This window comes from Paraburkholderia sp. BCC1886, assembly GCF_900996245.1.
Classification (GTDB): domain Bacteria; phylum Pseudomonadota; class Gammaproteobacteria; order Burkholderiales; family Burkholderiaceae; genus Paraburkholderia.
In genome coordinates, this window is the sequence record NZ_CAAJGK010000041.1 from 235,227 (window position 1) to 257,106 (window position 21,880).

The following is a 21,880-nucleotide window of genomic DNA, read 5'->3' on the forward strand; positions in this document are numbered from 1 at the left end:
GGCAGCCGCAGCGTACATCGCCATGGCCCGCCACAACGACAAGGGAACACACAGTGATCAGGTTTCTGCACACCGCGGACTGGCAGATCGGCACGCAATTCGGCCAGTTCGAACCGGAAGAAGCCGTGCACCTCGCGCAGGCGCGCATCGAAACCGTACGCCGCATCGCCGCCGAAGCCACCGCGCGGCAGGTCGACGCGGTACTCGTGGCCGGCGACGTGTTCGACCTGCAGACTGTCTCCGACACGGTCATCCGCCGTCTGTTCGGCGCGCTGCAGGGTTTCAGCGGCGCATGGATCATGCTGCCGGGAAATCACGACGCGGCGCTGGTCGAAAGCGTGTGGACTCGCGCGCAGCGCCTGAACTGCATTGCGCCGAACGTACGGATTGTGCTCGAACCCGGCGTGGTGCTGCTCGACGCATGCCGTTGCGCGCTGCTCTGCGCGCCGCTCACGCAACGCATCACCTACGACGACACCACCGCGTTCTTCGACAGCGCGGAAAGTCCTCCCGACTATCACCGCGTGGGGCTCGCGCATGGCAGCGTCGGCGGCATCCTGCAGGAAGGCATCGACTCGTCGAACCCGATTGCGCCGACCCGCGCCGCGAGCGCGCGGCTCGACTATCTGGCGCTCGGCGACTGGCACGGTCATCTGCGCGTGGACGAGCGCACCTGGTATGCCGGCACGCATGAACAGGACCGCTTTCGCGCCAACGATCCGGGCTTCATGCTCGACGTGACGTTGAGCGAGCCGGGCGCGACGCCGCTGGTCGAAGCGGTGCGCGTCGGGCAATACCGCTGGCAGCGCTGGGATACGACGATCGCGGTCTCCACCGACGTGGATGCGCTGAAGGCGCGTCTGTCCGCACTGGGCACGAACGACGTGTTGCGCGTAACGGTCACCGGCACGGCCACGCTCGCCGACGCCGAGGCGATCCACGTCGCGGTGGAAGAAACCCGCGCACGCGTGCGCGCGCTGCGGGTCGATCTGAGCGGTTTGCAGGTGCTGCCGACCGAGGCCGATCTGGCCGAACTCGGCGCGCACGGCGGTTATCTCGCGAAAGTGGTCGCGCGATTGCGCGGCCTGCAGGAAGCCCCGCAGTCCGACCCGCAACAGATTCGCCGCGCAGCCGAAGCCTTGTTGCTGCTGGCGCGTTTTCAACGTGAGTTGCCGCGCGAAGCGAGGACCGCATGAAGCTGGAAAGTATCGCGATTCAGGAGTTCAAGCAGTTCGGCGGCCGTCTGTTCGTCGACGATCTGCAACCGGGGTTGAATCTGTTCACGGGGCCAAACGAAGCCGGTAAGAGCACGATTGCCGAAGCCATCCGCTCGGTGTTTCTGGAGCGCTACAAGGCCTCGCATCTGAAGGATCTGTTGCCCTGGGGCAAGGCGAGCGGACAGCCGTCGGTGGAGGTGAGTTTCGATCTGGACGGCACGCCTTGCCGGCTTTCCAAACAGTTCGTCACGCGGCAGCGCTGCGAGTTGCGGATCGGTCAGTCCGTCTACGGCGAGGACGAAGCCGAAGACAGGCTTGCGGCGCTGCTCGGTTTCGCGCGTGCCGCGCGCGGACCCTTGAAGGCCGAGCACGCCGGCGTACCGGGATTGTTGTGGGTGCAACAGGGCGGCACTCACGAGGTGCGCGATTCGACCGGCCACGCGGCGCAGTATCTGCGCGATGCGCTGTCGCAACTGTCGGGCAGCAGCGAATCGGCCGGCGAAGACGCGCTGATCGCCGCCGTGCAGCGCGAATTGCGGCAACTGCTGACCGCGCGTACGCAGAAATCCACCGGACCGCTGGCCGAGGCCGAGCAGAATCTCGCCGCGCTGCTGATCGAGCGCGATCAACTGGAACAGCAGCGCCAGCAGTTCGAGGACAACATCGCGCGGCTCGCCGCGCAGCAGGAAGCGTTCGACGACACGCAGCGCAAGCGGCCATGGGAACAGCACGAGCAGAAGGCGCTCGCGGCCCAGCAGCGTGCGGACGCGGCAGCCGAACTCGAGCGCAGCGTGCGGACGCTCGCGCAATCGCTACAGGTGAGCGAAGCCGAACTGGCGTTGTCGCTGCAACAGGAACAGGGCGCGAGCGAACTGGAAGCGGCCGTGGCGCGCGAGCGTCAGCAACTCGATGCGGCGCGGGCCAATGTCAGTGCTGCCGAGAACGAGCATGCGCAGGCCGAGGCGAGCGTCGCGCAGTTCGAGCAGGCGTTGGCGGCCGCAAGCCGGGCGCTGGACCTGGCGAATGCGGCGGTCACGGCCGCCGATCTGCGCAGCCAGATCGGTTTGTATCGCGCGGAAAGCGAACGCCTCGACGCGGCCATCGCGGCGGCGGCCCAGGCGAACGACGCGGTGCTGGAAGCCGCGCGCGCGGCCGCGGCGCTCGAAATGGACGAAGCGAAACTGAAGCATCTGGCCGCGCTCGACGGCGAACTGACCATATTGCGCGCGCGCACCGAAGCGGCGATGACGCGCATCGAATACAGCTTGACCGGTCCGATCACGGTTGGCGAAACGCAGGTGAGCGGTAGCGGCGTGCTGCGTCTCGACGAGGAAAAGCGCATCGGCCTCGGTGCGCTAGGCGAATTGCGCGTGATACCGGGTGTCTCCGATCTGCCGGCGCGGCTCTCCGAACTGGCGTCGCTCGAAGCCCGTCACGGGCAGTTACTCCAGGCGCTGGGCGTGAGTTCGCTGGCGGTCGCCGACGCGCGTCACGAGCAATGGAAGACGTTGCGCGATCAACAGAAAAGCCAAGCGAAGATTCTCGACGTGCATGCGCCCAAAGGCATCGAGGCCTTGCGCGCCGCATCGGCGACGGCGACGGCACGCGGGCAGGCCTCGCAGGAACGGCTGGCGCTGCTGCCGGACGTGTCCGCCGCACCGCCGCTCGACGAAGCGCGCCGCAACGCCGACATCGCGCGCGATGCGCTCGACGCCGCCCGCAAGACCTTGGCTCTCGCGGCAGAAAAACGCTCGAGCGCGACGGCCACCACCGGGTCGCTCGCCGCGCAGGTGCAACGCAAGGAAGCGCAGTTGAGCGACGACGCGTTCCGGCGTCAGCGCGCGCAGTGGCAAGGCCGGATCGTCGAACAGCGCGTGCAGGTCGATGCACTGCGCCAGCAGCGCGAAGGCCGCGCGCGCGAACTGGAAGCGGCGCGGCTCGACGATCCGGCGGCGGAAACGAAACGCTACCGTGCGTCGGCGGACCTGGCGCGCGCCGAGCAGCATGAACGGCAGGTGCGCATCGCGCAGCTACGCAGCCAGCTGGAAACCGTCGGCGCATCGGGACTGGGCGAGCGCCTCGCGGCCGCGCAAGCGGGCGTGGAGCAGGCCACCCGGCGTAAGGACGAACTCGGCTTGCGGGCCAGCGCGCTGAGTCTGCTGGACGAAGTGCTGGTCGACGAGCGCGACGCGGCGGTCGCGCAATTGCGCGCGCCGCTCACCGAGCGTCTCGGCCATTATCTGAAGCGGATTTTTCCGCAGTCGAGCCTTGCGCTCGGCGACGATTTGAGCCCCGCGACACTGGATCGTTACGGCCGCGCCGATACACTCGACGCGCTGAGCTTCGGCACCCGCGAACAGCTCGGCATCCTGACGCGGCTCGCGTATGCGGACCTGTTGAAGGCCTCGGGCCGGCCGACTTTACTGATGCTCGACGATGCCGCCGTGCATACCGACGCGGCCCGGCGCGACGCCATCAAGCGCGCGTTGATCGACGCGGCGACGCGGCATCAGATTCTGGTGTTCACCTGTCATCCGGAACTGTGGGACGACCTCGGCGTGCGTCAGCGCGCGATCGACGATCTGAAGGTGCCGGCCTAAGCCGGGTACGAGCGCGGCGTGTAGACCCATGCCGCGCCGTCTGCAGCATGCGCGTCGTGTGCATCGCCCGAAGCGCCGGAGCGCGCGAAACGCCGGGTGGTCGACGAACCGATGATCACCATCGTGCGCATATCGACATCGGAAGAGTTCAACTCGCCGAGCGTCAGCGAGCGCAGCGTGCCGCCCGGGCGGCCGACGTCGCGTCCGAGTACGACCGTGGTCGCGGGCGAACGGAACTGCCGCACGATGTCCAGCGCCTTGTCGAGCTGCCACGGCCGCGCGCGGGAAATCGGGTTGTAGAAGGCCATCGCCAGATCTGCTTCGGCTGCGTGCCGCAAGCGTGTTTCGATGATCGACCACGGCTTCAGGTTGTCGGACAGCGACAGCATGCAGAAGTCGTGACCCAACGGTGCACCGGCGAGCGCGGCGGTCGCCATCGCGGCGGAGATGCCCGGCACGATCGACAGGTCGACGGCGTCCCAGGCCGGGTTCGCCGCGTGTTCCAGCGCTTCGAGCACGGCGGCGGCCATTGCGAACACGCCGGGGTCGCCGGACGACACCATCACCACCGAACGGCCCGTGCTCGCCAGTTCGAATGCATGTCGCGCGCGCTGCATTTCCTCGCGATTGTCGGTGCCGTGGACGCGCTGGTCGGCGCGCAACGGGCCGGCCATTTCCACGTAGGTCGTGTAGCCGAGCAGGTCGGTGGCTTCGTCGAGCGCGCGGCGCGCAGCGGGCGCCAGCAGATCGCGATGGCCCGGGCCGAGGCCGATTACCGTGAGACGGCCGCGCGCCTGGCCGATGGTCGCCGGGTCGATGGCGAGCGGCGCGAGCGCAAGTGCGAGTTCTAATGCGTCGTCGGCGTGATTTTGCAGCGTTTCGTAGGGCACGCGCAGCGCGGCATGCAGCAGGTCGGGCGCATTCGCCTCGTGATCGACGGTTTGCGCAGCGAAGCGCAAAGGGACATTCAAGCGGGCCGCCGCGCCGGCGAGTGCCGGGTCGGTCATCCGGCCGGTCGGCGCGAGCAACGCCGCCAGCGACAGCGCTGCGAGCCCGTGTGCATCCAGCGCTTTCAGCACGCGGGTCGACAGTTCGTCACCGTCAGCGCACGTATGAGAGCCGGCTACCGCCACGACGACGCTGCGAGGATGAATCACCAGTTCATCCTCATGCCCATCCCATGCGCGCGGCGTCACGCGAATCGCGAGCCGCGCCGATGCGCTGCGTGGTAGCGCGGCATCGTCGAGCCACGGTGCGTCGCCTTCTATGCGCGTGCTTTCACCGGCGAGCAGATCGGACACGAAGCGTTTGCCTTGCCCGATATCGGCGAGCGCATAGCCCTCGGGCGGATTCAGCACGCAAGTGCCGAAGCGCAGTTCGCCGCTGGTCGTGATCGCGGGCGCCACCGCTAGCGTGGCCGCGATCTCGCGCGCCATCACGTTCACGCCGGCCAGCCCGCCGAGCAGCGGCACGACCGCGCTGCCGTCTTCCGCCACGGCCAGCACCGGCGGCTCCGCGCCCTTGTCGGCCAGCATCGTCGCAATGCAGCGGATCACGATGCCCGCCGCGCACAACGCGACGATCGGCGTGCCGCGCGCATACAGGTCACGCAGATGTGCGCCGAGTTCGGTGTAGGCCACATCCGCATCGACGCGTCCTTGCAGCGCATGCACCTGCGCGCCTTCGAAAGCGCGCTGGATGCGCCGCGCCGTCGCCAATGCACCGGCGCCGAGAATCACGATGGCGGGGGGCTTCATCCTTGCCATTTTTCCCCCGGCACGACCAGCAGCGAGAAGTAGGGCGAGGCCATCGCATCGACGTCGGCGAGCGGCACGATCCGCTGATTGCCCATCGTCGCGCGTTCGACATAGAGCGCGCGCTGCGCGAGTCCGAGTTCGCCGAGCACGCGCCGCACCTTGTCGAAGTTGCGGCCGAGTTTCATGATCACGGCGGCGTCCGCGTCGGCCAGACGCCGGCGCAATTCGTGCTCCGGCAACACGCCGGACAGCACCGACAAACTCTGGTTCCGATACACCAGCGGCGAGCCCAGCACCGCCGCGCCGCCTAGCATCGAGCACACGCCGGGCACCACTTCGCTTTCGTAGCGCGCGGCGAGCCGGTCATGCAGATACATGTACGAGCCGTAGAAGAACGGATCGCCTTCGCAGATCACCGCCACGTCGCGCCCGGCGTCCAGATGCGCGGCGACGATTTCCGCGGCCGTATCGTAGAAGTCGGCGATGATCGCTTCGTACGACAGCGGCGGTTCGAGCGCTTCGGTGGTGACCGGATACACCAGCGGCAGGTGCTGTTGCGCGTCGTCGAGATGCGCTTCGATAATGCTGAACGCGTTGCCCTTTTTGCCCTTCGCCACGAAATAGCCGACCACGGGTGCTGATTTCAGCAAACGCAGCGCCTTCAGCGTGATGAGTTCCGGGTCGCCGGGACCGACGCCCAGGCCGAACAGGCGACCGCGCCGCTTTGTTTCTGTCGCGGTTTTCGTGATGGGGTTATTCATCGCGTCGGCCATTACTCGATCTCCGTGGCGAGCGCATTGACGGCGGCCGCCGCCATGGCGCTACCGCCGCGCCGGCCGCGCACGGCCACGTAAGGCACGCCGCGCGCATGTTGCGCAAGCAGCGCCTTCGACTCCGCCGCGCCGATGAAGCCGACCGGAAAGCCGAGGATCAACGCGGGCGCGGGCGCGCCGGCATCGAGCATGTCGAGCAGATGAAACAGCGCGGTCGGCGCATTGCCGATCACGACGACACTACCGGCCAGATGCGGGCGCCACAATTCGAGCGCGGCCGCCGAGCGGGTGTTGCCGAGTTTGCGCGCAAGCGCCGGCACATCGGCATGCGTGAGCGTGCAGAGCACGTCGTTGCGAGCGGGTAGCCGGGCGCGCGTGATGCCGTGCGCGACCATGTTGGCGTCGCACAGAATCGGCGCGCCTTGCGCAAGCGCCGCGCGTCCGGCGCTGCCGGCGTGCTCGGAGAACAGCAGGTCGTCGACGATATCGACCATCCCGCACGCGTGGATCACGCGCACCGCGAGTTTTTCGAGGTCGGCGGGAATGCGGGAGAGGTCGGCTTCGGCGCGAATCGTCGCGAAGGATTGGCGATAGATCTCCTGACCGTCGCGAATGTAATCAAGCATCCAGAGGGCTCCGGGCCAGGCGTTCGAGAAGCCCGGCCGCCTGTTCGATGGTCAGTCGGGACGCGACGCGCAGGCCGAAGAGGGGCAGGGCGGCGTCGGGTCGGGTGTCGTGGGTGGCGTCGTCGGGCGTGTCTTTGCCGACGCTAATGTTGCGGTACAGGTCGTAGTAGCCGGGCTCGACGGCCAGCAGCGTGAACGGTGCGGGGTGCGCGGCGGCGCACGAGCGCTCGCAGCCGCTTAAGTGGACGACCACACCGGCGGGCAGGCGAGCGGCCAGTTGCAGCGCGTCGGTCTTGGTGTCGGCGCGGCCTTTTGCGCAGCCGCTGGAACCGGTGCACGCGATCAGCCGAGCCAGCGGCTGCGTCGGATCGCAGGCGAGGCTGAGTACTTCGAGTCCGTTCAGCACGTTGGAAACAGCCGGCCCGGCAATGTCGGGCAGCAGCACGCTTTGCCACGGCGTCATGTGCAGCGTGCCGTCGCCATGCTGACGGGCGAGCGTGGCAAGTCCGTGCAGGCTCGCGGCATCGAGACGTCCGAGCGGCGGCTGGCCGCCGATCTGCCAGGTGTGGGGAACGCGCTGCGGGTGAGCGCCGAACCGGCGCGTGGCGTCGGCGGGCGTTGCGCGTTGCCAGTTCAGCAGAGACGTATCGCGGGACAGCGGGAAATCGAGGTGGCGTTGCGCGTGGCTTAACACCATGTCGATGTCATGCGCCGCCAGCAGATGACGCATGCGTGTGGCATCGGCGTCGGCAAGCTCGATGAACGTGAGCAGCAAAGCGCGCGCGAGCGGGACGACTTGCGAGGGCAGAACGGCGGCGAGTGCGCCAGAGCCATACGTGCTGCCGGTGCTGCCGGTGCTGCCGGGACATCCCGCAAGCCCGAACACGAAGCGGACCTCGTCGCCGTATTTCGCCGCCGCAAACCAGACGTCATGCGGATGATCGACCTGCGCCAGCCACTCGCCGCCATCGACCAGCAATGCGAACTTCGGCGACAACGCCGCGAAGCGCGCTTCCCGTTGCAATAGCGCGAGCAAGCCGGCGCATAGCGGACGGGTGTCGATGAGCGCACCCGGATCGCGTCCCGCCGCCGGACTCAGCATGACGTTGCGGATATCGTCGGCGGCTTGGGCAGCCTGAGCAGCCTGAGCCGCCTGTGTGGCCTGCTGCGATGCCTGCGTTGCCTGGTCCACACCGGCCTGTGCTTGCAAGCCAACCGCCTCGGGCCCCAAACCCACCGCCATCAACGCCTCTATCAACACCGCTTCGCGCTCGCGCCGCACACCCCGCACCTGCAGATTCGCGCGATTCGTCAACTCGATCACGCCAGCGGCATGTTCCGCACTGGCGCGGGCAATCGCGTCCGCCTGCTCCGCGCTCAACACCCCGCCTGGCAACCGGATCCGGCAGATCCCGCCGTCCCGCGCGGCCACGATGCGCAGCAGCCCCGGACACGCCGAAGGCCGCGGAGCAAACGCCGCGTCGGATAAAACCAGGGAGGGCAAAACTTGAGTCAAGACGGACACCGGGTTGAGCGTCGCGCGGCGGCCCGAGCAGACCGCGAGGGGTCTGACTGCGGCATCGGTACACCCCGCCCGATGTAGGCTGGCACGAACAGTCTCGCCGGCAGGTCTCCTGGCTGGCAGGTCATCGTCCGTCGCGGCCTTCCCGGTCAAACCAGTGGCGCGGAGCGCAGGCGGACTCGCTGCATACAGTTGCGGGGGCAGCCACAGTGGCACTGTGTTCCCTCTTCGGCCCCGAAGGGCACCGGCGGCTGTATTATGCCTTTTTTCGGATAGCACAACGAGGCTGGACGCTTTTACCGGCGTGGCACAGCGCATGTTTTGAAGATACAGGATGAGGATGGTTGCATGCCGGCGTGGCTGACCGTGGTGGGCATAGGCGACGATGGTTTCGCCGGTTTGGGCAGGCCCGCGCGGCGCGCGTTGCTGCAGGCGTCGGTGGTGTATGGCGGCGAGCGTCATCTGGCGATGTTGCCGGCGCGCATCGGCGCACGGCGCGCGGCGTGGCCGCGGCCTTTCGATCTCGCACCGCTGCTGGCCGAGCGCACGGCCGGGCGCACGCAGCCTGTCTGCGTGCTGGCGAGCGGCGACCCGATGCTGTTCGGCGTCGGCGCGACGCTCGCGCGGCATCTGCCGGCCGACGAGTTGCGCGTGTTGCCGGCGCCGTCGTCGCTGTCGCTGGCCGCCGCACGGCTGGGCTGGCCGTTGCAGGACGTGGCGACGGTGTCGCTGGTCGGCCGGCCGTTGCCGTCGATCAGCGCCTATCTGCACGACGGCGCCCGGGTGTTCGTGCTGAGCGCCGACGGCCGCACGCCCGCAGCGCTCGCCGCCTGGCTCGCCGCGCAGGGTTTCGGCGCGAGCCGGATGATCGTGCTGGAACATCTGGGCGGCGAGTCGGAGCGCCGTATCGACGCGCTCGCGCACGCGTGGTCCACGCGCGAAGTCGCCGCCTTGAATCTGATTGCACTGGAATGCCGGGCCAGCGGTTCGACGCCGCGATTGCCGCTGACCTGCGGCTTGCCCGACGACGCGTTTCGCCACGACGGCCAGTTGACCAAGCGCGATGTGCGGGCCGTCACGCTCGCGCGGCTTGCGCCCGCGCCCGGCGAATTGCTGTGGGACGTCGGGGCGGGCAGCGGTTCGATCGGCATCGAATGGATGCGCGCGCATCCAGCGTGTCGTGCCATTGCGATCGAAGCGAATGCCGAACGGCAAGCGTTCATCGAACACAATCGCGATGCGTTGGGCGTGCCCGGTCTGCAACTCGTCGCGGGACGCGCGCCCGAGGCGCTGGCCGGGTTGCCGAAGCCGGATGCCGTCTTCGTCGGCGGCGGGGCGACCGTGCCGGGCGTCCTGCATGCGTGCTGGGCAGGTCTGCGCGATGGCGGCCGGCTGGTCGCCAACGCGGTCACGCTGCAGGGCGAGGCGGCACTGGTTGCGTGGCGCGCGCAATACGGCGGCACGCTCACGCGCATCGCGCTCGCCGATGCGCAGCCGTTGGGCGCCTTCGATACCTGGCGCCAGGCCTTGCCCATCACCTTGCTGGAAGTGACCAAGCCCGCCGTTGATCCGCACGACGTTCCCGCCTGATGCGCGACGAGACTCCCGAACAGCCCGCGCCGCTGCGTAGCGGCTACACCACCGGCAGTTGCGCGACCGCGACTTCGCTGGCGGCGGCGCGTCTGCTGCTGACGGGCGCGGTCAGCGACGTTGCGGAAATCGTGCTGCCGAAAGGACAGCGCGTGCCGATGCCGCTGGTGTTCTGCCGGCTGATCGCAGAAGGCGCGGAGGCCGGTACCGTCAAGGACGCCGGCGACGATCCCGATGTGACTCACGGCGCGATCGTGTTCGCGCGGGTGCGTTTGTCTGCGCAATCGGGCGTGGTGTTCCGCGCGGGCCCTGGCGTCGGCACGGTGACGCGCGCTGGCCTCACGCTGCCGGTCGGCGAGCCGGCCATCAATCCGGTGCCGCGCCAGATGATGACCCACCACCTCACCGACCTCGCCGCCGAACACGGCTATGCAGGCGGCTTCGAAGTGACGATCGGCGTCGAAGGCGGCGAGGCGCTCGCGCTGAAGACCATGAACCCGCGGCTGGGCATCGTCGGCGGGTTGTCGATTCTCGGCACGACCGGCATCGTGCGGCCGTTCTCGTGCTCGGCCTATATCGCGTCGATTCATCAGGGCATCGACGTGGCGCGCGCCAACGGCTACACGCATCTCGCCGCGTGCACCGGCAACGCCAGCGAGGACACGATGCGCGCGCACTACGCGTTGCCGGACATCGCGCTGATCGAAATGGGCGACTTCGTCGGCGCGGTGCTCAAGCATATGAAGCGCGCGCCGGTCGCGCGTCTGAGCATCTGCGGCGGCTTCGGCAAGCTCAGCAAGCTGGCCGACGGGCATCTCGATCTGCACAGCCGCCACTCGAGCATCGATCTTGAACGGCTCGCGCAATGGGCTGCGCTCGAAGGCGCGGACGACGCGTTGCAGGCGGCGATCCGCGCAGCCAACACGAGTCAGCAGGCAGTCGCGCTGGCGCGCGCGCAGCACGTGCCGCTCGGCGATATCGTCTGCCGGCACGCGTTGGCGGTGGCGCGCGGGATCGTGCCGCCTTCGGTCGAGGTCGAGATGTTCGCGATCGACCGGCAGGGCAATCTGATCGGAGCCGCGCGATGACGGCGGCCTGGCGGGTTCTGTTGCTGGGCGGCACCGGCGAGGCGTTGCGGATCGCGAGACGGCTCGGTCCCGCCGACGTGTACAGTCTCGCCGGCCTCGGCAAGGTGCCCGACGATCTCGCGTGTGCGGTACGGGTAGGCGGTTTCGGCGGCAGCGCGGGTTTGGCGCGTTATCTCGCGGAGCAGCGCATCGGTCTCGTGATCGACGCAACGCATCCGTATGCCGCGCAAATCAGCGCGAATGCCGTCGCGGCGTGCGGGGTCGCGCAGGTTCCATGCTGGGCGCTGCGGCGGCCCGGCTGGCAGCCGCAGCACGACGACGACTGGCGAATGGTCGGCGACTGGGCCGAACTCGTCGCCGCGCTCGCGCCATTCGAGCGGCCGTTGTTCACGCTCGGGCGCGAACCGCTCGCGCATCTGGACGAGATTCCCGTGCATCAGTTCTGGACCGTGCGCTGTCTCGACGCGCACGAAGGCCGGCCGCGCGCGCGGATTCTGGCCACACGTGGGCCGTTTTCTCTGGAAAGCGAGCGTGCGCTGTTCGCCGACGCAGCGTTCGACGTCGTCATCAGCAAGAACAGCGGCGGCGGCGCGACGCAGGCGAAACTCGACGTCGCGCGCGAACGCGGCTTGCCGGTGCTGATGCTTAGGCGTCCCATGTTGCCGCCAGTCGAGCGGGAATTCGACGATGTCGCGGCGCTGCTCGACGCGTGGTCGTCCGCTTCGTCTCAATCCATCACGGAGTAAAGCATGACGGTGTATTTCATCGGCGCGGGTCCTGGCGACCCGGAGCTCATCACGGTCAAAGGGCAGCGGCTCGTGCGCAGTTGTCCGGTGATCCTGTATGCGGGCTCGCTCGTGCCGTCGGCGGTGCTCGACGGGCACGCCGCCGAACAGGTGGTGAATACCGCCGAACTCGATCTCGAGCAGATCGTCGCGCTGCTCGCGGCCGCGCATGCGAAGGGCCAGCACGTGGCCCGCGTGCATTCCGGCGATCCGTCGCTGTACGGCGCGATCGGCGAGCAGATTCGCCGGCTGCGGGAGTTGAACATTCCGTACGAGATCGTGCCGGGCGTCACGGCCACCGCAGCATGCGCTGCCACGCTCGGCTGCGAACTCACGTTGCCCGGGATTTCGCAGACGCTGATACTCACACGCTTCGCGAGCAAGACCCGCATGCCCGAAGGCGAGCAACTCGGCGACCTCGCGCGGCATCGCGCGACGATGGCGATTCACCTGGGCGTGCGCCATCTCGCGCGCATCGTCGAGGAATTGCGGCCGCATTACGGCGGTGCGTGTCCCATCGCGGTGATCTATCGCGCGAGCTGGCCGGACGAAGAGACCATCGCCGGCACACTCGACGATATCGTCGGCAAGGTGCAGGGCACGTCGATCGAACGCACGGCGCTGATTCTGGTGGGCGAGGTGCTGGCCGCGGAAGGGTTCGCGGAGTCGACGCTGTATGCGAAGGGCGCGTGAACGCGCCATCGCAGAACAAAGTAGAACAAAGCAGAACAGAGCCGCGCGACCCCGCTGGCGGATTTTCAGCGCGGCGGAATCACGCCGTTTCCGCCACGTCCTGCCGCGCTGCCAGCTTTAACCGTAGCGCCTTCGCGGCCCGCACCATATGCGTGAGCGCCGCCTCCGTCTCGGGCCAGCCACGCGTCTTCAAGCCGCAGTCCGGATTGACCCACAGACGCTCGGCCGGGATCACTTCACACGCACGTTCCAGCAAACGCAGCATTGCGGCCTCACCCGGCACGCGCGGCGAGTGAATGTCGTAGACGCCCGGACCGATCTCGTTCGGATAAGCGAACGCGCCGAAGCCGTCGAGCAGTTCCATCGCCGAGCGCGAGGTTTCGATGGTAATCACATCGGCGTCCATCGCCGCGATCGACGGCAGGATGTCGTTGAATTCCGAATAGCACATATGCGTGTGAATTTGCGTACGGTCCGCAACGCCCGATGCCGAGATACGGAACACGCGCGTCGCCCATTCCAGATACGCGGGCCAATCGGATTCACGCAGCGGCAAGCCTTCGCGGAATGCCGGCTCGTCGATCTGGATGATGCGGATGCCGGCTTTCTCCAGGTCGACCACTTCGTCGCGAATCGCCAGCGCCAGTTGCAGCGCGGTGGTCGAACGCGGCTGGTCGTCGCGCACGAACGACCATTGCAGCATCGTGACCGGACCGGTCAGCATGCCTTTCATCGGGCGCGGCGTGAGCGATTGCGCGTAACGGGTGGTGTCCACCGTCATCGGCTCGGGACGGTAGATGTCGCCGTAGATGATGGGCGGCTTCACGCAGCGTGAGCCGTAGCTCTGTACCCAGCCATTCTCCGTGAACGCATAGCCCCACAACTGCTCGCCAAAATATTCGACCATGTCGTTGCGTTCGGCTTCGCCATGCACGAGCACGTCGAGATCGAGCGTTTCCTGCTTGCGCACGGCGAACTCGATTTCGGCGCGCATACGTTGCAGGTAGTCGAGCGCGCGCAGTTCGCCGCGTTTGTAGGCGGCGCGCGCCCGGCGGATCGACGCGGTTTGCGGGAACGAGCCGATCGTCGTGGTCGGCAGCAGCGGCAGCGCCAGGGCCTCGCGTTGCACGCGATTGCGCTCGGCGAACGGGCTGCGACGTTGCGCCAGCGTGTCGTCGACTGCGGCGACGCGGCGTTGCACCAGCGCGTTGACGACGGCAGTGGAGCGGCGTCGCGTATCGAGCGCTCGATCGGCGGCGGCGAGTGCGTCTCGTGCCGCGTCCGGGTCGCGCAAGGCGAGTGCGAGCGTGCTCAGTTCAGCCAGTTTCTCGGTGGCGAACGCGAGCCACGATTTCAGTTCGCCGTCGAGCTTCTGCTCGCTGGCGAGCGTAACCGGAACGTGTTGCAGTGAGCACGACGGTGCGATCCACAGGCGCTCGCCCAATTCCGCGTCGAGAGTCCGCAACGACGCGACAATCGCGCTCAGGTCCGCGCGCCAGATATTGCGGCCGTCGATCACGCCCACGGACAGCACGGCATGCGGCGGCAAGGCTGCACGCCATGCATCGAGCTGTTGCGGCGCGCGCACCAGGTCGAGATGCACACCGGCAATCGGCAGACGAGCCACGCGTTCGGCATGCTGTGCGGCATCGTCGAAGTAGCTCGCCAGCAGCACCTTCACACCGTTGGTGCCAAGCGCCTCGTACACCGCAGAGAACGCGTCGAGCCACTGCGCGGGCAGATCCACGCAAAGCGCGGGCTCGTCGAGCTGCACCCATTCGATGCCGCGTTGTTTCAGCGTGTCGAGAATGCGGTTGTAGCGGATCACGAGTTTCGGCAGCAACGACAGGCGATCGAACTCCGGTACATGACTCTTCGACAACCACAGAAAAGTGATTGGCCCGATCAGCACCGGTTTGACCGGCAGGCCTTGCGCCAGCGCTTCGTCGATCTCGTCGAAGAACCACGACACGCCGCCGTGGAAGCGTGTGTTCGCGTCCAGTTCGGGCACCAGGTAGTGGTAGTTGGTATCGAACCACTTGGTCATTTCCTGCGCGGGTTGTGCGGCATTGCCACGCGCCAGCTCGTAATACTGGCCGAGCGACAGCGTGTTCGCGTCGAAGCCGAAGCGTGCCGGCAACGCGCCGAGCAGCGCGCTCAGATTCAGCATCGGATCGTAGTAAGCGAAATCGCCGACCGTCACGAAGTCCAGTTGCGCGTCGCGTTGCAATTGCCAGTGACGCGCACGCAGCGCCTCAGCGATCTCGAGCAGATCGGCTTCGCTCGACTCGCCGCGCCAGAACGCTTCCTGGGCGAATTTCAGTTCGCGCTGTGCGCCGATGCGCGAGAAACCGGAAATATGCGTGCGGGCCATGTGACGTCCTCGTTGTGCGTATGAATTGACGCGTAGTGTGAAAGTCACGCTATGATTCTTCAAGCGACATGTTTTCACCAATGTATGAGCCACATTCATATCCACCCGAATACGCGGTTTTTTCATCATCACGCGGAGCTTCCCGATGCTTGAGTTTCGCCATTTGCGTTCACTCATCGCCATTGCCGATTCCGGCAAGCTGGTGGCGGCCGCCGAACGCGTCCATCTGAGTCAGTCCGCGCTCTCGCATCAGATTCGCGATATCGAGGCGCACTACGCGGTATCGCTATTCGAGCGCACGCGGCAAGGGCTGCGCTTTACCGCAGCAGGCGAACGGCTGCTGACGCTCGGGCGCGAGACCATCGCGGCGGTGAATGCGGCCGAACGCGATCTGGTGCGCCTGAAGGGCGACACGCGCGGCGAATTGCGTATCGTGCTGGAGTGCCACACGTGTTTCGACTGGCTGATGCCGGTCATGGACGAATTCCGCCGCCGCTGGCCGGAAGTCGAAGTGGATCTGGTGGCGGGGTTTCACGCGGACCCGCTGCGTCTCTTGAGCGACGGCAAGGCCGACGTGGTAATCGGTTCGAAGCCCGCGACGAAGCGCAGTTTGTCTATCGCACCCCTGTTCCGTTTCGAGATTCTGGTGGTGATCGCCAACGAGCATCGCTTGCGCAACAAGCGTCGTGTGAATGCGGACGACCTGCGTGACGAGACCTTGATTACCTATCCGGTGCCCGAAGCGCGCATCGATCTGATCCGCGAGGTGCTGGAACCGGCCGGTATTGCGCTGGAGCGGCGTACTGCGGAGTTGACCATCGCCATCATGCAACTGGTGGCGAGCCGCCGCGGTATCGCGGCATTGCCCAACTGGGGCGTGAAGAACTACGTCGATCACGACTACGTGCTGGCCAAACGGATCGGCCCGCAAGGGCTGTGGAGCGAACTGTATGCGGTGGCCGCGAAAGGCTTTGCGAGCCGGCCTTATTTCGACGACTTCGTCGGGATCGTGCGCGATACCTGTGCAGCCCAACTGGATGGGATCGAGTTGCTGGCGCAGGAGTGAGTGGGGCGATGCAGGGCTTGCCTCGCACGATTAGCGGCGTCCCTGACTGTCCGCGGCGATGAGTTTTTTCATCAGCGCGGTCTGTGCGATCGCATCGTCCCTGAGTGCGTGAATCGGTGCCAACGCAGCCTCGTCGTGATCCTGGTCGTGCGAGAGCAGCAGCGCGGCGCGCCGGACGATCTGCCGGTTGTCGTCGAAGTAACGCAGCATCGCCTGCCGTAACGCCGAGTGCGTTGAACCGGCAGGCAATCCCGTCTGATCGACGCGAGCATAAAGCGCGTCCCATTCAGGCACGATCTTCACGAGCGCCTGATTCGAGGCGACGTCTTTCTCCGGTTGTGAGCGAATGGGCTGATGTCGCCACTCGAATTCGTCGGCGATCACCTTGCGTTGGGCCGGAACGAGTTCTGCGCGCATTCGGCTGAAGCGAAGCTCGGCAAGCGTGTGCTGGCTGAAATGCGTCAACGGATAAAGCGACGCCGCCAACGCGCCGCAAGCAACCAGCCACGACGCCAGCGCGCTATGAAAAGAAGTCTGCTGACGAGCCGCTTTTTCGAGCGGACGCGCGAGCAGTGCGCCGATCAGCAGGCCGCCGGCAAGACCGCCCAGGTGCGCGGCGTTGTCGATATTGCGGCTCTGCGAAGCATCCCAGAGCGAGATGACCAGATACGCAATCATGATGTTGCGTTGACGCGTGGCGATCGCGGCGGGAAGCTCGCGGCGAAAGCGCAACACGTAGATCAGCAAGGCGCCCGCCACACCGTAAATCGCACCGGACGCACCGGCGCTGTTGAGGCCCGGATGAACGAGCAGGCTCGTGATGCTGCCCGCGAGGCCGGCAAACACGTAGAGCGCCAAAAACCGCAGATTGCCGTACAACCTCTCGGTCAGCCGTCCCAGTGCGTACAGCACGACCATGTTCGAAACCAGATGAAACAGCCCGAAGTGGATGAACATCGAAGTCAGCACGCGCCAGGGTTCGTCGTCGAGCGTATAGGCACCGAAGTTCGTGCCCCAGCCGATGGTCGCGAGGAAATCCGGTTTGAGCACGCCGACGCCCGCGGCGCACATGGCGAGAAACACGGCTACGTTCAGCGCGATCAGCAGGTACGTGGCCCAGGGCAGCGGCGTGACCGTGGCGAGCTTGCTCTTGAAGGTGGTGAGCGCAAGTCGCTCGGCCGCGTAGGCGGGCGTCATGCGCACGGGCAGCAGTTCGAGAATGCGGCGCAGGTCGGTCTGGTCACGCGCTTTGACCGTCACGCGCTCCGTCTCGCTATTGCTTGCGTGCACATCGAACGAGAGACGAAGTCCGGCGAGCCGGATGTCGAACAGGTCCGCGGACGGCAGTTGCCGCGGCCGGGCGTGCCCGGCTGGGCCGAGCGTGATGTGTGGTCCGGCAAAGCACAGTTCGCCTCTCATGCCCAGTGCATGAGATAAAGCGGTAAGGAGGCTTTGCCTCCCGTGAGGCTTGATCACGTAACGCACGCGAAACGTTTGCGTGCCGTCCGTGCCGATGGATTCGTCGCGTCCCGCAGCGTGGTCCGGCGCTGCAAGGGGCGATTCCATACGATCGATATGGTCCATATGATCGCTCTCTCTCAGTGTTCTATTTGTGTACGCCTCGCTGGCGTCGCGTCATTCTGAGGGGAGTTTGCGGCGATTTCAAGCGGATCAATCTTCCAGTGGCGCGAGCGCCTCGAGCGGCACCGGTTTCGCCGCGCCGATGTGAATAGTCGGCACGAACAGCAACAACGCCACCACGAAAATCGCGATTACGAAGAGGGAGATAAAAGTGAGGTGCAACGATTGATGCAGCACCATGCGGATCATGTCGCTATCGCCGAGACTGGCGACCTGGTTCTGCAGTAGCGCGCGCAATTGATCCGAGGTCACCGTGCCGGCACCGCGCGCATGGCTCAAGCCGAAATTCAGCACCGCGCCGAACAGCGTCGCGCCGAGCGTGCTGCCGAGATTGCGCGAGAACAGATTCGACGCCGTAGCGCTGCCGCGCTCGTCCATGTGAACGATCTCCTGGATCAGCATCAGGCAACTGACGCTCGACGTGCCCATGCCGAAGCCCATCACCAGCGAGCCGAACGCCGCGATCAGCGGCGACGCGCCTGGCGCGAGGAACAGCAGCAGCAACGCGCCCAACGGCACGAACGCGCTGCCGCCGATCAGCATGCGCCGCAAGCCGACACGCTGGAACGTCTTGGCGGCGAGCGTGGCGCCGCTCGGCCAGCCCACCATCATCATCGTCAACGCAAGACCGGCGACGACCGGCGAGCGATGCAGCACGCCTTGCACGTACATCGGCAGGAACGTGGTGGCGCCCATCAGGATCATGCCGGCCAGTACGGTCGAGCCATTGCAGGCGGCAATCGGCCTGCGGCTCCACAGCGCGAAGGAGATCATCGGCTCGGCCGCGCGGCGTTCCTGCCAGACGAACAGCAGCGTACACAGCACGAAAACCGCAGCGGCGATGGAGGCCTCGCGGAAAGCGTCGTCGCCGAGATAGGTCAGGCCCATCATCAGCGCGGCAATGGCGGCCATGAAGAGCGCTGCGCCGCCGAAATCGATCGACGGTTTGGCGCGCCGTTCCGATTCACGCAGGAACGCGATGAAGCCCACGGCGGATGCAATGCCGATCGGCACGTTCATCCAGAAGATCCACGCCCACGAGAGGTTGTGGATGATGGCGCCGCCGACCATCGGACCCAGCACCGCCGAAATGGCCCACACGCTCGCCAGATAACCTTGCACCTTGCCGCGTTCGCGAGCCGGGTAGAGGTCGGCGACGATGGTCAGCGTGACGGGTTGAATCGCGCCGGCGCCGACGCCCTGAATCAGACGGAACACGATCATCGCGGGCATCGACCACGCGAAGCCGGCGAGTATCGAACCCACCAGAAAGATGGCGATGCCGGTGAGCACGACGGGTTTGCGTCCGTACAGGTCGGCGAGCTTGCCGAACACCACGGTCATCGCGGTTTGAGTGAGCAGGAACGACGAAAAGACCCAACTGTAGAGATGCAGGTCGCCGAGTTGCGCGACGATCTGCGGCATGGCGGTGGAAACGATGGTGGCTTCGATCGCGACCATCGCCATCGAAGCCATCACGGCGGCGATGACCAGACGGCGCGAAGATTCGGGGCTGCGTGACATGGGTGGAAGTTAGTATCAGTATGTGGGACACGTCGGACGGCGCGGCCGCGGATTCAGGCTTGCCGTGGTGTCTCCGGGCGGCAAGGCAAAGGGCGGCCGGAGTGGAGTATGCGCCTGCTGCGCAATTCGTGCCAAGGCGGAGGACGGCGTGGCGGTCGTTTGCCGGCTTGGCGAAGCCGGTCGACACGACCGCTGTTCGACCCTCACGAGCCCGTGGCACAACGCTTGCGCGCGTCACGGTTTCTTTCGACATACGGAGAAGCATGATGAGAATCGAATTCACCGGCCGCAGGGAAGTGATCGCCGCGGCGCGCGTCGCCTTCGAAGCCAACGTGGACGGAGCCGATGTCTGGTGCAGTGTGTCGCTGGATGCGCTCAACGATCATTTCGGCAACGACGGTCCGTCCGCTCACGATCTGGTGGGCACGTTCGAAGCCAATCGTGCGCAAATTGAAAACGCTACACGCCGGGTGCTGGAGAAAAACGGCGGCCAGTCCGTCGAACTCGAAACCGGCGACTTCCACTGAGAGCGTCCGCTCTTCAGGCAGCCAGTCAGCTAGCTCAAAGCGTTTCGGTCGCACGCGTGCCATAGCGCCTGGGCCGACTCCGCCGGATCGGTCGGTTCGACCATCCGGCGCTCCGACTGCGGTATAGTCCCGCCACCGATGCCAGGTGTGACCCGCGGCCCCCGAGGCCGCCGGTCATACCGGTTCAGTCAAGGAACGTCTGGAGAGCGTCATGCAGGAAATTATCGAAGGGATCATCCGTTTTCAACGCGAAGTCTTCCCGCAGCAAAGCGGCCTGTTCAAGCGGCTGTCGACTGCGCAGAGTCCGAGCGTGTTGTTCGTCACCTGTTCGGATAGCCGCGTGGTGCCCGAACTGCTTACACAGACCGAGCCCGGTGCGCTGTTCGTGATTCGCAACGCGGGCAATATCGTGCCCTCGTACGGGCCGGAGCCGGGCGGCGTCTCAGCCACCGTCGAATATGCGGTCGCGGTGCTGGGCGTGCGCGATATCGTTATCTGCGGCCACTCCAATTGCGGCGCGATGACGGCCATTTCGACCTGTATGAATCTCGACCATCTGCCGGCCGTCGCAGGCTGGTTGCGTCACGCGGATGCCGCGCGAGCCATCAACGCATCGCGCACTTACGATTCGGATGCGCATCGCCTCGACTCGCTGGTCAAGGACAACGTGATCGCCCAGTTGTCGAATCTGCGCACGCATCCGTCCGTCGCCGTGGGTCTGGTGAACAAGAAGCTGAACCTGCACGGCTGGATCTTCGATATCGAGAGCGGCACCATGCTCGCACTCGACGGCCGCACCGGCGAGTTCTTGCCGTTGGTGGAAAACCCCGAAATCTACGCAGTCTGAGCGACTAGTCGAGCGCTGCCGCCGGGCCGAAGAATTCGTAGCGGCTTTGCGCATCCGGTATACCGATGGTGCGCAGATGCTTTCTGATCGCCTTCATGAAGGCGACCGGTCCCACGAAATAGACGTCCGCGTCGCGTGTGTCCGGTAGCCAGTCCCGCAGTCTGGTTTCGTCGAGAAAGCCGGTCGCGTGGGCGCCGTCATCTTCGGCGCGCGCGGTTTCGTAGCAATAAAAGCGTTTCAGTTGCGGATGTCCGTTGGCCAGCGTGTCGACGGCATCGCGAAACGCATGGACGCCGCCATGCCGTGCCGCGTGGATGAAATGCACCGGACGCCCGGTGTGCAGCGCCGCCTGCAGCATCGCGAGCGTCGGCGTGATACCGACACCGCCGCTAATCAGCACGAGCGGTTTGTCTCCCGGCTGCAAAACGAAATCGCCTGCGGGCGGAAATACGTCGAGCGTGTCGCCCTCGGCGACGTTCGCGTGCAGATGACCCGACGCGGCGCCGTTCGCTTCGCATTTGACGCTGATCCGATAGTCGCGGCCGTCGGGCGCGGCCGACAGCGAATAGTTGCGGCGCAACTCCTCGCCATTCACGCGCAGCTTGATGCCGAGATACTGGCCGGGCCGGAACGACATCAACGGGCCGCCGTCGACTGGCCTCAGGTAAAACGAAACGATCTCTTCGCTCTCACGTACCTTCCGCTCGACGCGGAACGCTCGTGTGCCGCGCCATCCACCTGGCGCGTGTTCGCGCTCGGCGTACAGCTTTTCTTCGAGTCCCGTCAGCAGCGCCGCGAGTTGCCCGTAGGCGGCCGCCCATGCGTCGATCACCGCATTGGTTGCGACGTGCGCGCCGAACACATCGCGGATCGACTGCAACAGGCATTGCCCAACCACCGGATAGTGTTCGGGCAGGATATTCAAGGCGACGTGTTTGTTGATGATTTGCCCGACCAGTCCTCCCAGTTGTTCGAGTTCGTCGATATGACGGGCGTACATCAGCACGCCCTTAGCTAGCGCGCGGGCTTGCGCGCCACTTGCCTGATGGGCCTGATTGAACAGCGGGCGCAACTCCGCATGGTCGGCTAGCAGCTTCTCGTAAAAATGCGTGGTGAGCGCTTCGCCGCGGCTTTCGAGTAAAGGCGCGGTCGACTTGACGATGGCGATGTGTTCGGCGGAAAGCATGGGTGTCCTCGGCGATAGGTTGATGGAGCCTGACGGGCTGCGGGGTCTTCCTATACAGCATCCG

17 protein-coding genes and 1 riboswitch are annotated in these 21,880 nt (G+C 66.1%); of the genes, 9 read left to right on the top strand and 8 right to left on the bottom strand.

Going from position 1 to position 21,880, the window contains the following annotated elements; all coding sequences use genetic code 11:
- Nucleotides 1–53: 53 nt before the first annotated feature.
- Nucleotides 54–1,196 carry an exonuclease SbcCD subunit D gene (locus FQ746_RS10875; protein WP_144109297.1) on the top strand — a complete coding sequence of 381 codons (1,143 nt, stop codon included), beginning with the start codon at nucleotides 54–56 and terminating at the stop codon, nucleotides 1,194–1,196.
- Nucleotides 1,193–3,817, top strand: a complete 2,625-nt coding sequence (locus FQ746_RS10880; RefSeq protein WP_144109299.1) for an AAA family ATPase — start codon at nucleotides 1,193–1,195, stop codon at nucleotides 3,815–3,817. The genes FQ746_RS10875 and FQ746_RS10880 overlap by 4 nt, the downstream gene beginning before the upstream one ends.
- On the opposite strand, the gene cobJ is transcribed toward FQ746_RS10880, so the two are convergent.
- Genes cobJ through cobG form a run of 4 tightly spaced genes read right to left on the bottom strand, consistent with a single transcriptional unit; the run spans nucleotide 3,814 to nucleotide 8,498 of the window.
- Nucleotides 3,814–5,574, bottom strand: coding sequence for a precorrin-3B C(17)-methyltransferase (gene cobJ / locus FQ746_RS10885; protein ID WP_144109301.1), 1,761 nt, complete (start codon nucleotides 5,572–5,574; stop codon nucleotides 3,814–3,816). The two genes, FQ746_RS10880 and cobJ, sit on opposite strands and share 4 nt — an antisense overlap.
- Entirely contained in the window at nucleotides 5,571–6,347 is a 777-nt protein-coding gene (locus tag FQ746_RS10890) for a precorrin-2 C(20)-methyltransferase (protein WP_260853977.1), read from the bottom strand. Before FQ746_RS10890 ends, cobJ begins: the two co-directional genes overlap by 4 nt.
- Nucleotides 6,347–6,973 carry a precorrin-8X methylmutase gene (locus FQ746_RS10895; protein ID WP_144109303.1) on the bottom strand — a complete coding sequence of 209 codons (627 nt, stop codon included), beginning with the start codon at nucleotides 6,971–6,973 and terminating at the stop codon, nucleotides 6,347–6,349. Before FQ746_RS10895 ends, FQ746_RS10890 begins: the two co-directional genes overlap by 1 nt.
- Nucleotides 6,966–8,498, bottom strand: a complete 1,533-nt coding sequence (gene cobG / locus FQ746_RS10900; protein WP_144109305.1) for a precorrin-3B synthase — start codon at nucleotides 8,496–8,498, stop codon at nucleotides 6,966–6,968. Before cobG ends, FQ746_RS10895 begins: the two co-directional genes overlap by 8 nt.
- An 81-nt stretch (nucleotides 8,499–8,579) precedes the next feature.
- Nucleotides 8,580–8,759: riboswitch (cobalamin riboswitch) on the bottom strand.
- Nucleotides 8,760–8,843: 84 nt separating this feature from the next.
- On the opposite strand from cobG, the gene cbiE reads away from it, so the two are divergent.
- Genes cbiE through cobM form a run of 4 tightly spaced genes read left to right on the top strand, consistent with a single transcriptional unit; the run spans nucleotide 8,844 to nucleotide 12,651 of the window.
- Entirely contained in the window at nucleotides 8,844–10,085 is a 1,242-nt protein-coding gene (gene cbiE / locus FQ746_RS10905; protein WP_144109307.1) for a precorrin-6y C5,15-methyltransferase (decarboxylating) subunit CbiE, read from the top strand.
- On the top strand, nucleotides 10,085–11,173 hold the full coding sequence (locus tag FQ746_RS10910; protein ID WP_144109309.1) for a cobalt-precorrin-5B (C(1))-methyltransferase: 1,089 nt from the start codon (nucleotides 10,085–10,087) through the stop codon (nucleotides 11,171–11,173). The genes cbiE and FQ746_RS10910 overlap by 1 nt, the downstream gene beginning before the upstream one ends.
- Nucleotides 11,170–11,919 carry a cobalt-precorrin-6A reductase gene (locus FQ746_RS10915; protein WP_144109311.1) on the top strand — a complete coding sequence of 250 codons (750 nt, stop codon included), beginning with the start codon at nucleotides 11,170–11,172 and terminating at the stop codon, nucleotides 11,917–11,919. Before FQ746_RS10910 ends, FQ746_RS10915 begins: the two co-directional genes overlap by 4 nt.
- 3 nt (nucleotides 11,920–11,922) lie before the next feature.
- Entirely contained in the window at nucleotides 11,923–12,651 is a 729-nt protein-coding gene (gene cobM, locus FQ746_RS10920; RefSeq protein ID WP_144109313.1) for a precorrin-4 C(11)-methyltransferase, read from the top strand.
- Nucleotides 12,652–12,730: 79 nt separating this feature from the next.
- On the opposite strand, the gene metE is transcribed toward cobM, so the two are convergent.
- On the bottom strand, nucleotides 12,731–15,025 hold the full coding sequence (metE, locus tag FQ746_RS10925; protein ID WP_144109315.1) for a 5-methyltetrahydropteroyltriglutamate--homocysteine S-methyltransferase: 2,295 nt from the start codon (nucleotides 15,023–15,025) through the stop codon (nucleotides 12,731–12,733).
- Between the two features lie 145 nt (nucleotides 15,026–15,170).
- Between metE and FQ746_RS10930 the strand changes: the two genes are divergently transcribed.
- A complete protein-coding gene (locus tag FQ746_RS10930) occupies nucleotides 15,171–16,091 on the top strand; it encodes a LysR family transcriptional regulator (protein ID WP_144109317.1) in 921 nt (306 codons plus the stop codon).
- A 30-nt stretch (nucleotides 16,092–16,121) separates the two neighbouring features.
- Here FQ746_RS10930 and FQ746_RS10935 read toward each other — a convergent pair whose 3' ends face one another.
- Together FQ746_RS10935 and FQ746_RS10940 are read right to left on the bottom strand one after the other, a co-directional pair.
- Nucleotides 16,122–17,657, bottom strand: a complete 1,536-nt coding sequence (locus FQ746_RS10935; RefSeq protein ID WP_186310692.1) for a rhomboid family intramembrane serine protease — start codon at nucleotides 17,655–17,657, stop codon at nucleotides 16,122–16,124.
- A 105-nt stretch (nucleotides 17,658–17,762) separates the two neighbouring features.
- A complete protein-coding gene (locus FQ746_RS10940; protein WP_144109321.1) occupies nucleotides 17,763–19,256 on the bottom strand; it encodes an MDR family MFS transporter in 1,494 nt (497 codons plus the stop codon).
- A 266-nt stretch (nucleotides 19,257–19,522) separates the two neighbouring features.
- On the opposite strand from FQ746_RS10940, the gene FQ746_RS10945 reads away from it, so the two are divergent.
- Nucleotides 19,523–19,783, top strand: coding sequence for a DUF1488 domain-containing protein (locus FQ746_RS10945; protein ID WP_144109643.1), 261 nt, complete (start codon nucleotides 19,523–19,525; stop codon nucleotides 19,781–19,783).
- A gap of 211 nt (nucleotides 19,784–19,994) precedes the next feature.
- Nucleotides 19,995–20,630 carry a carbonic anhydrase gene (locus tag FQ746_RS10950; protein WP_144109323.1) on the top strand — a complete coding sequence of 212 codons (636 nt, stop codon included), beginning with the start codon at nucleotides 19,995–19,997 and terminating at the stop codon, nucleotides 20,628–20,630.
- A 4-nt stretch (nucleotides 20,631–20,634) separates the two neighbouring features.
- Here the strand turns inward: FQ746_RS10950 and hmpA are convergent, their stop codons facing one another.
- A complete protein-coding gene (gene hmpA / locus FQ746_RS10955) occupies nucleotides 20,635–21,816 on the bottom strand; it encodes an NO-inducible flavohemoprotein (RefSeq protein WP_144109325.1) in 1,182 nt (393 codons plus the stop codon).
- Nucleotides 21,817–21,880 lie beyond the last annotated feature (64 nt).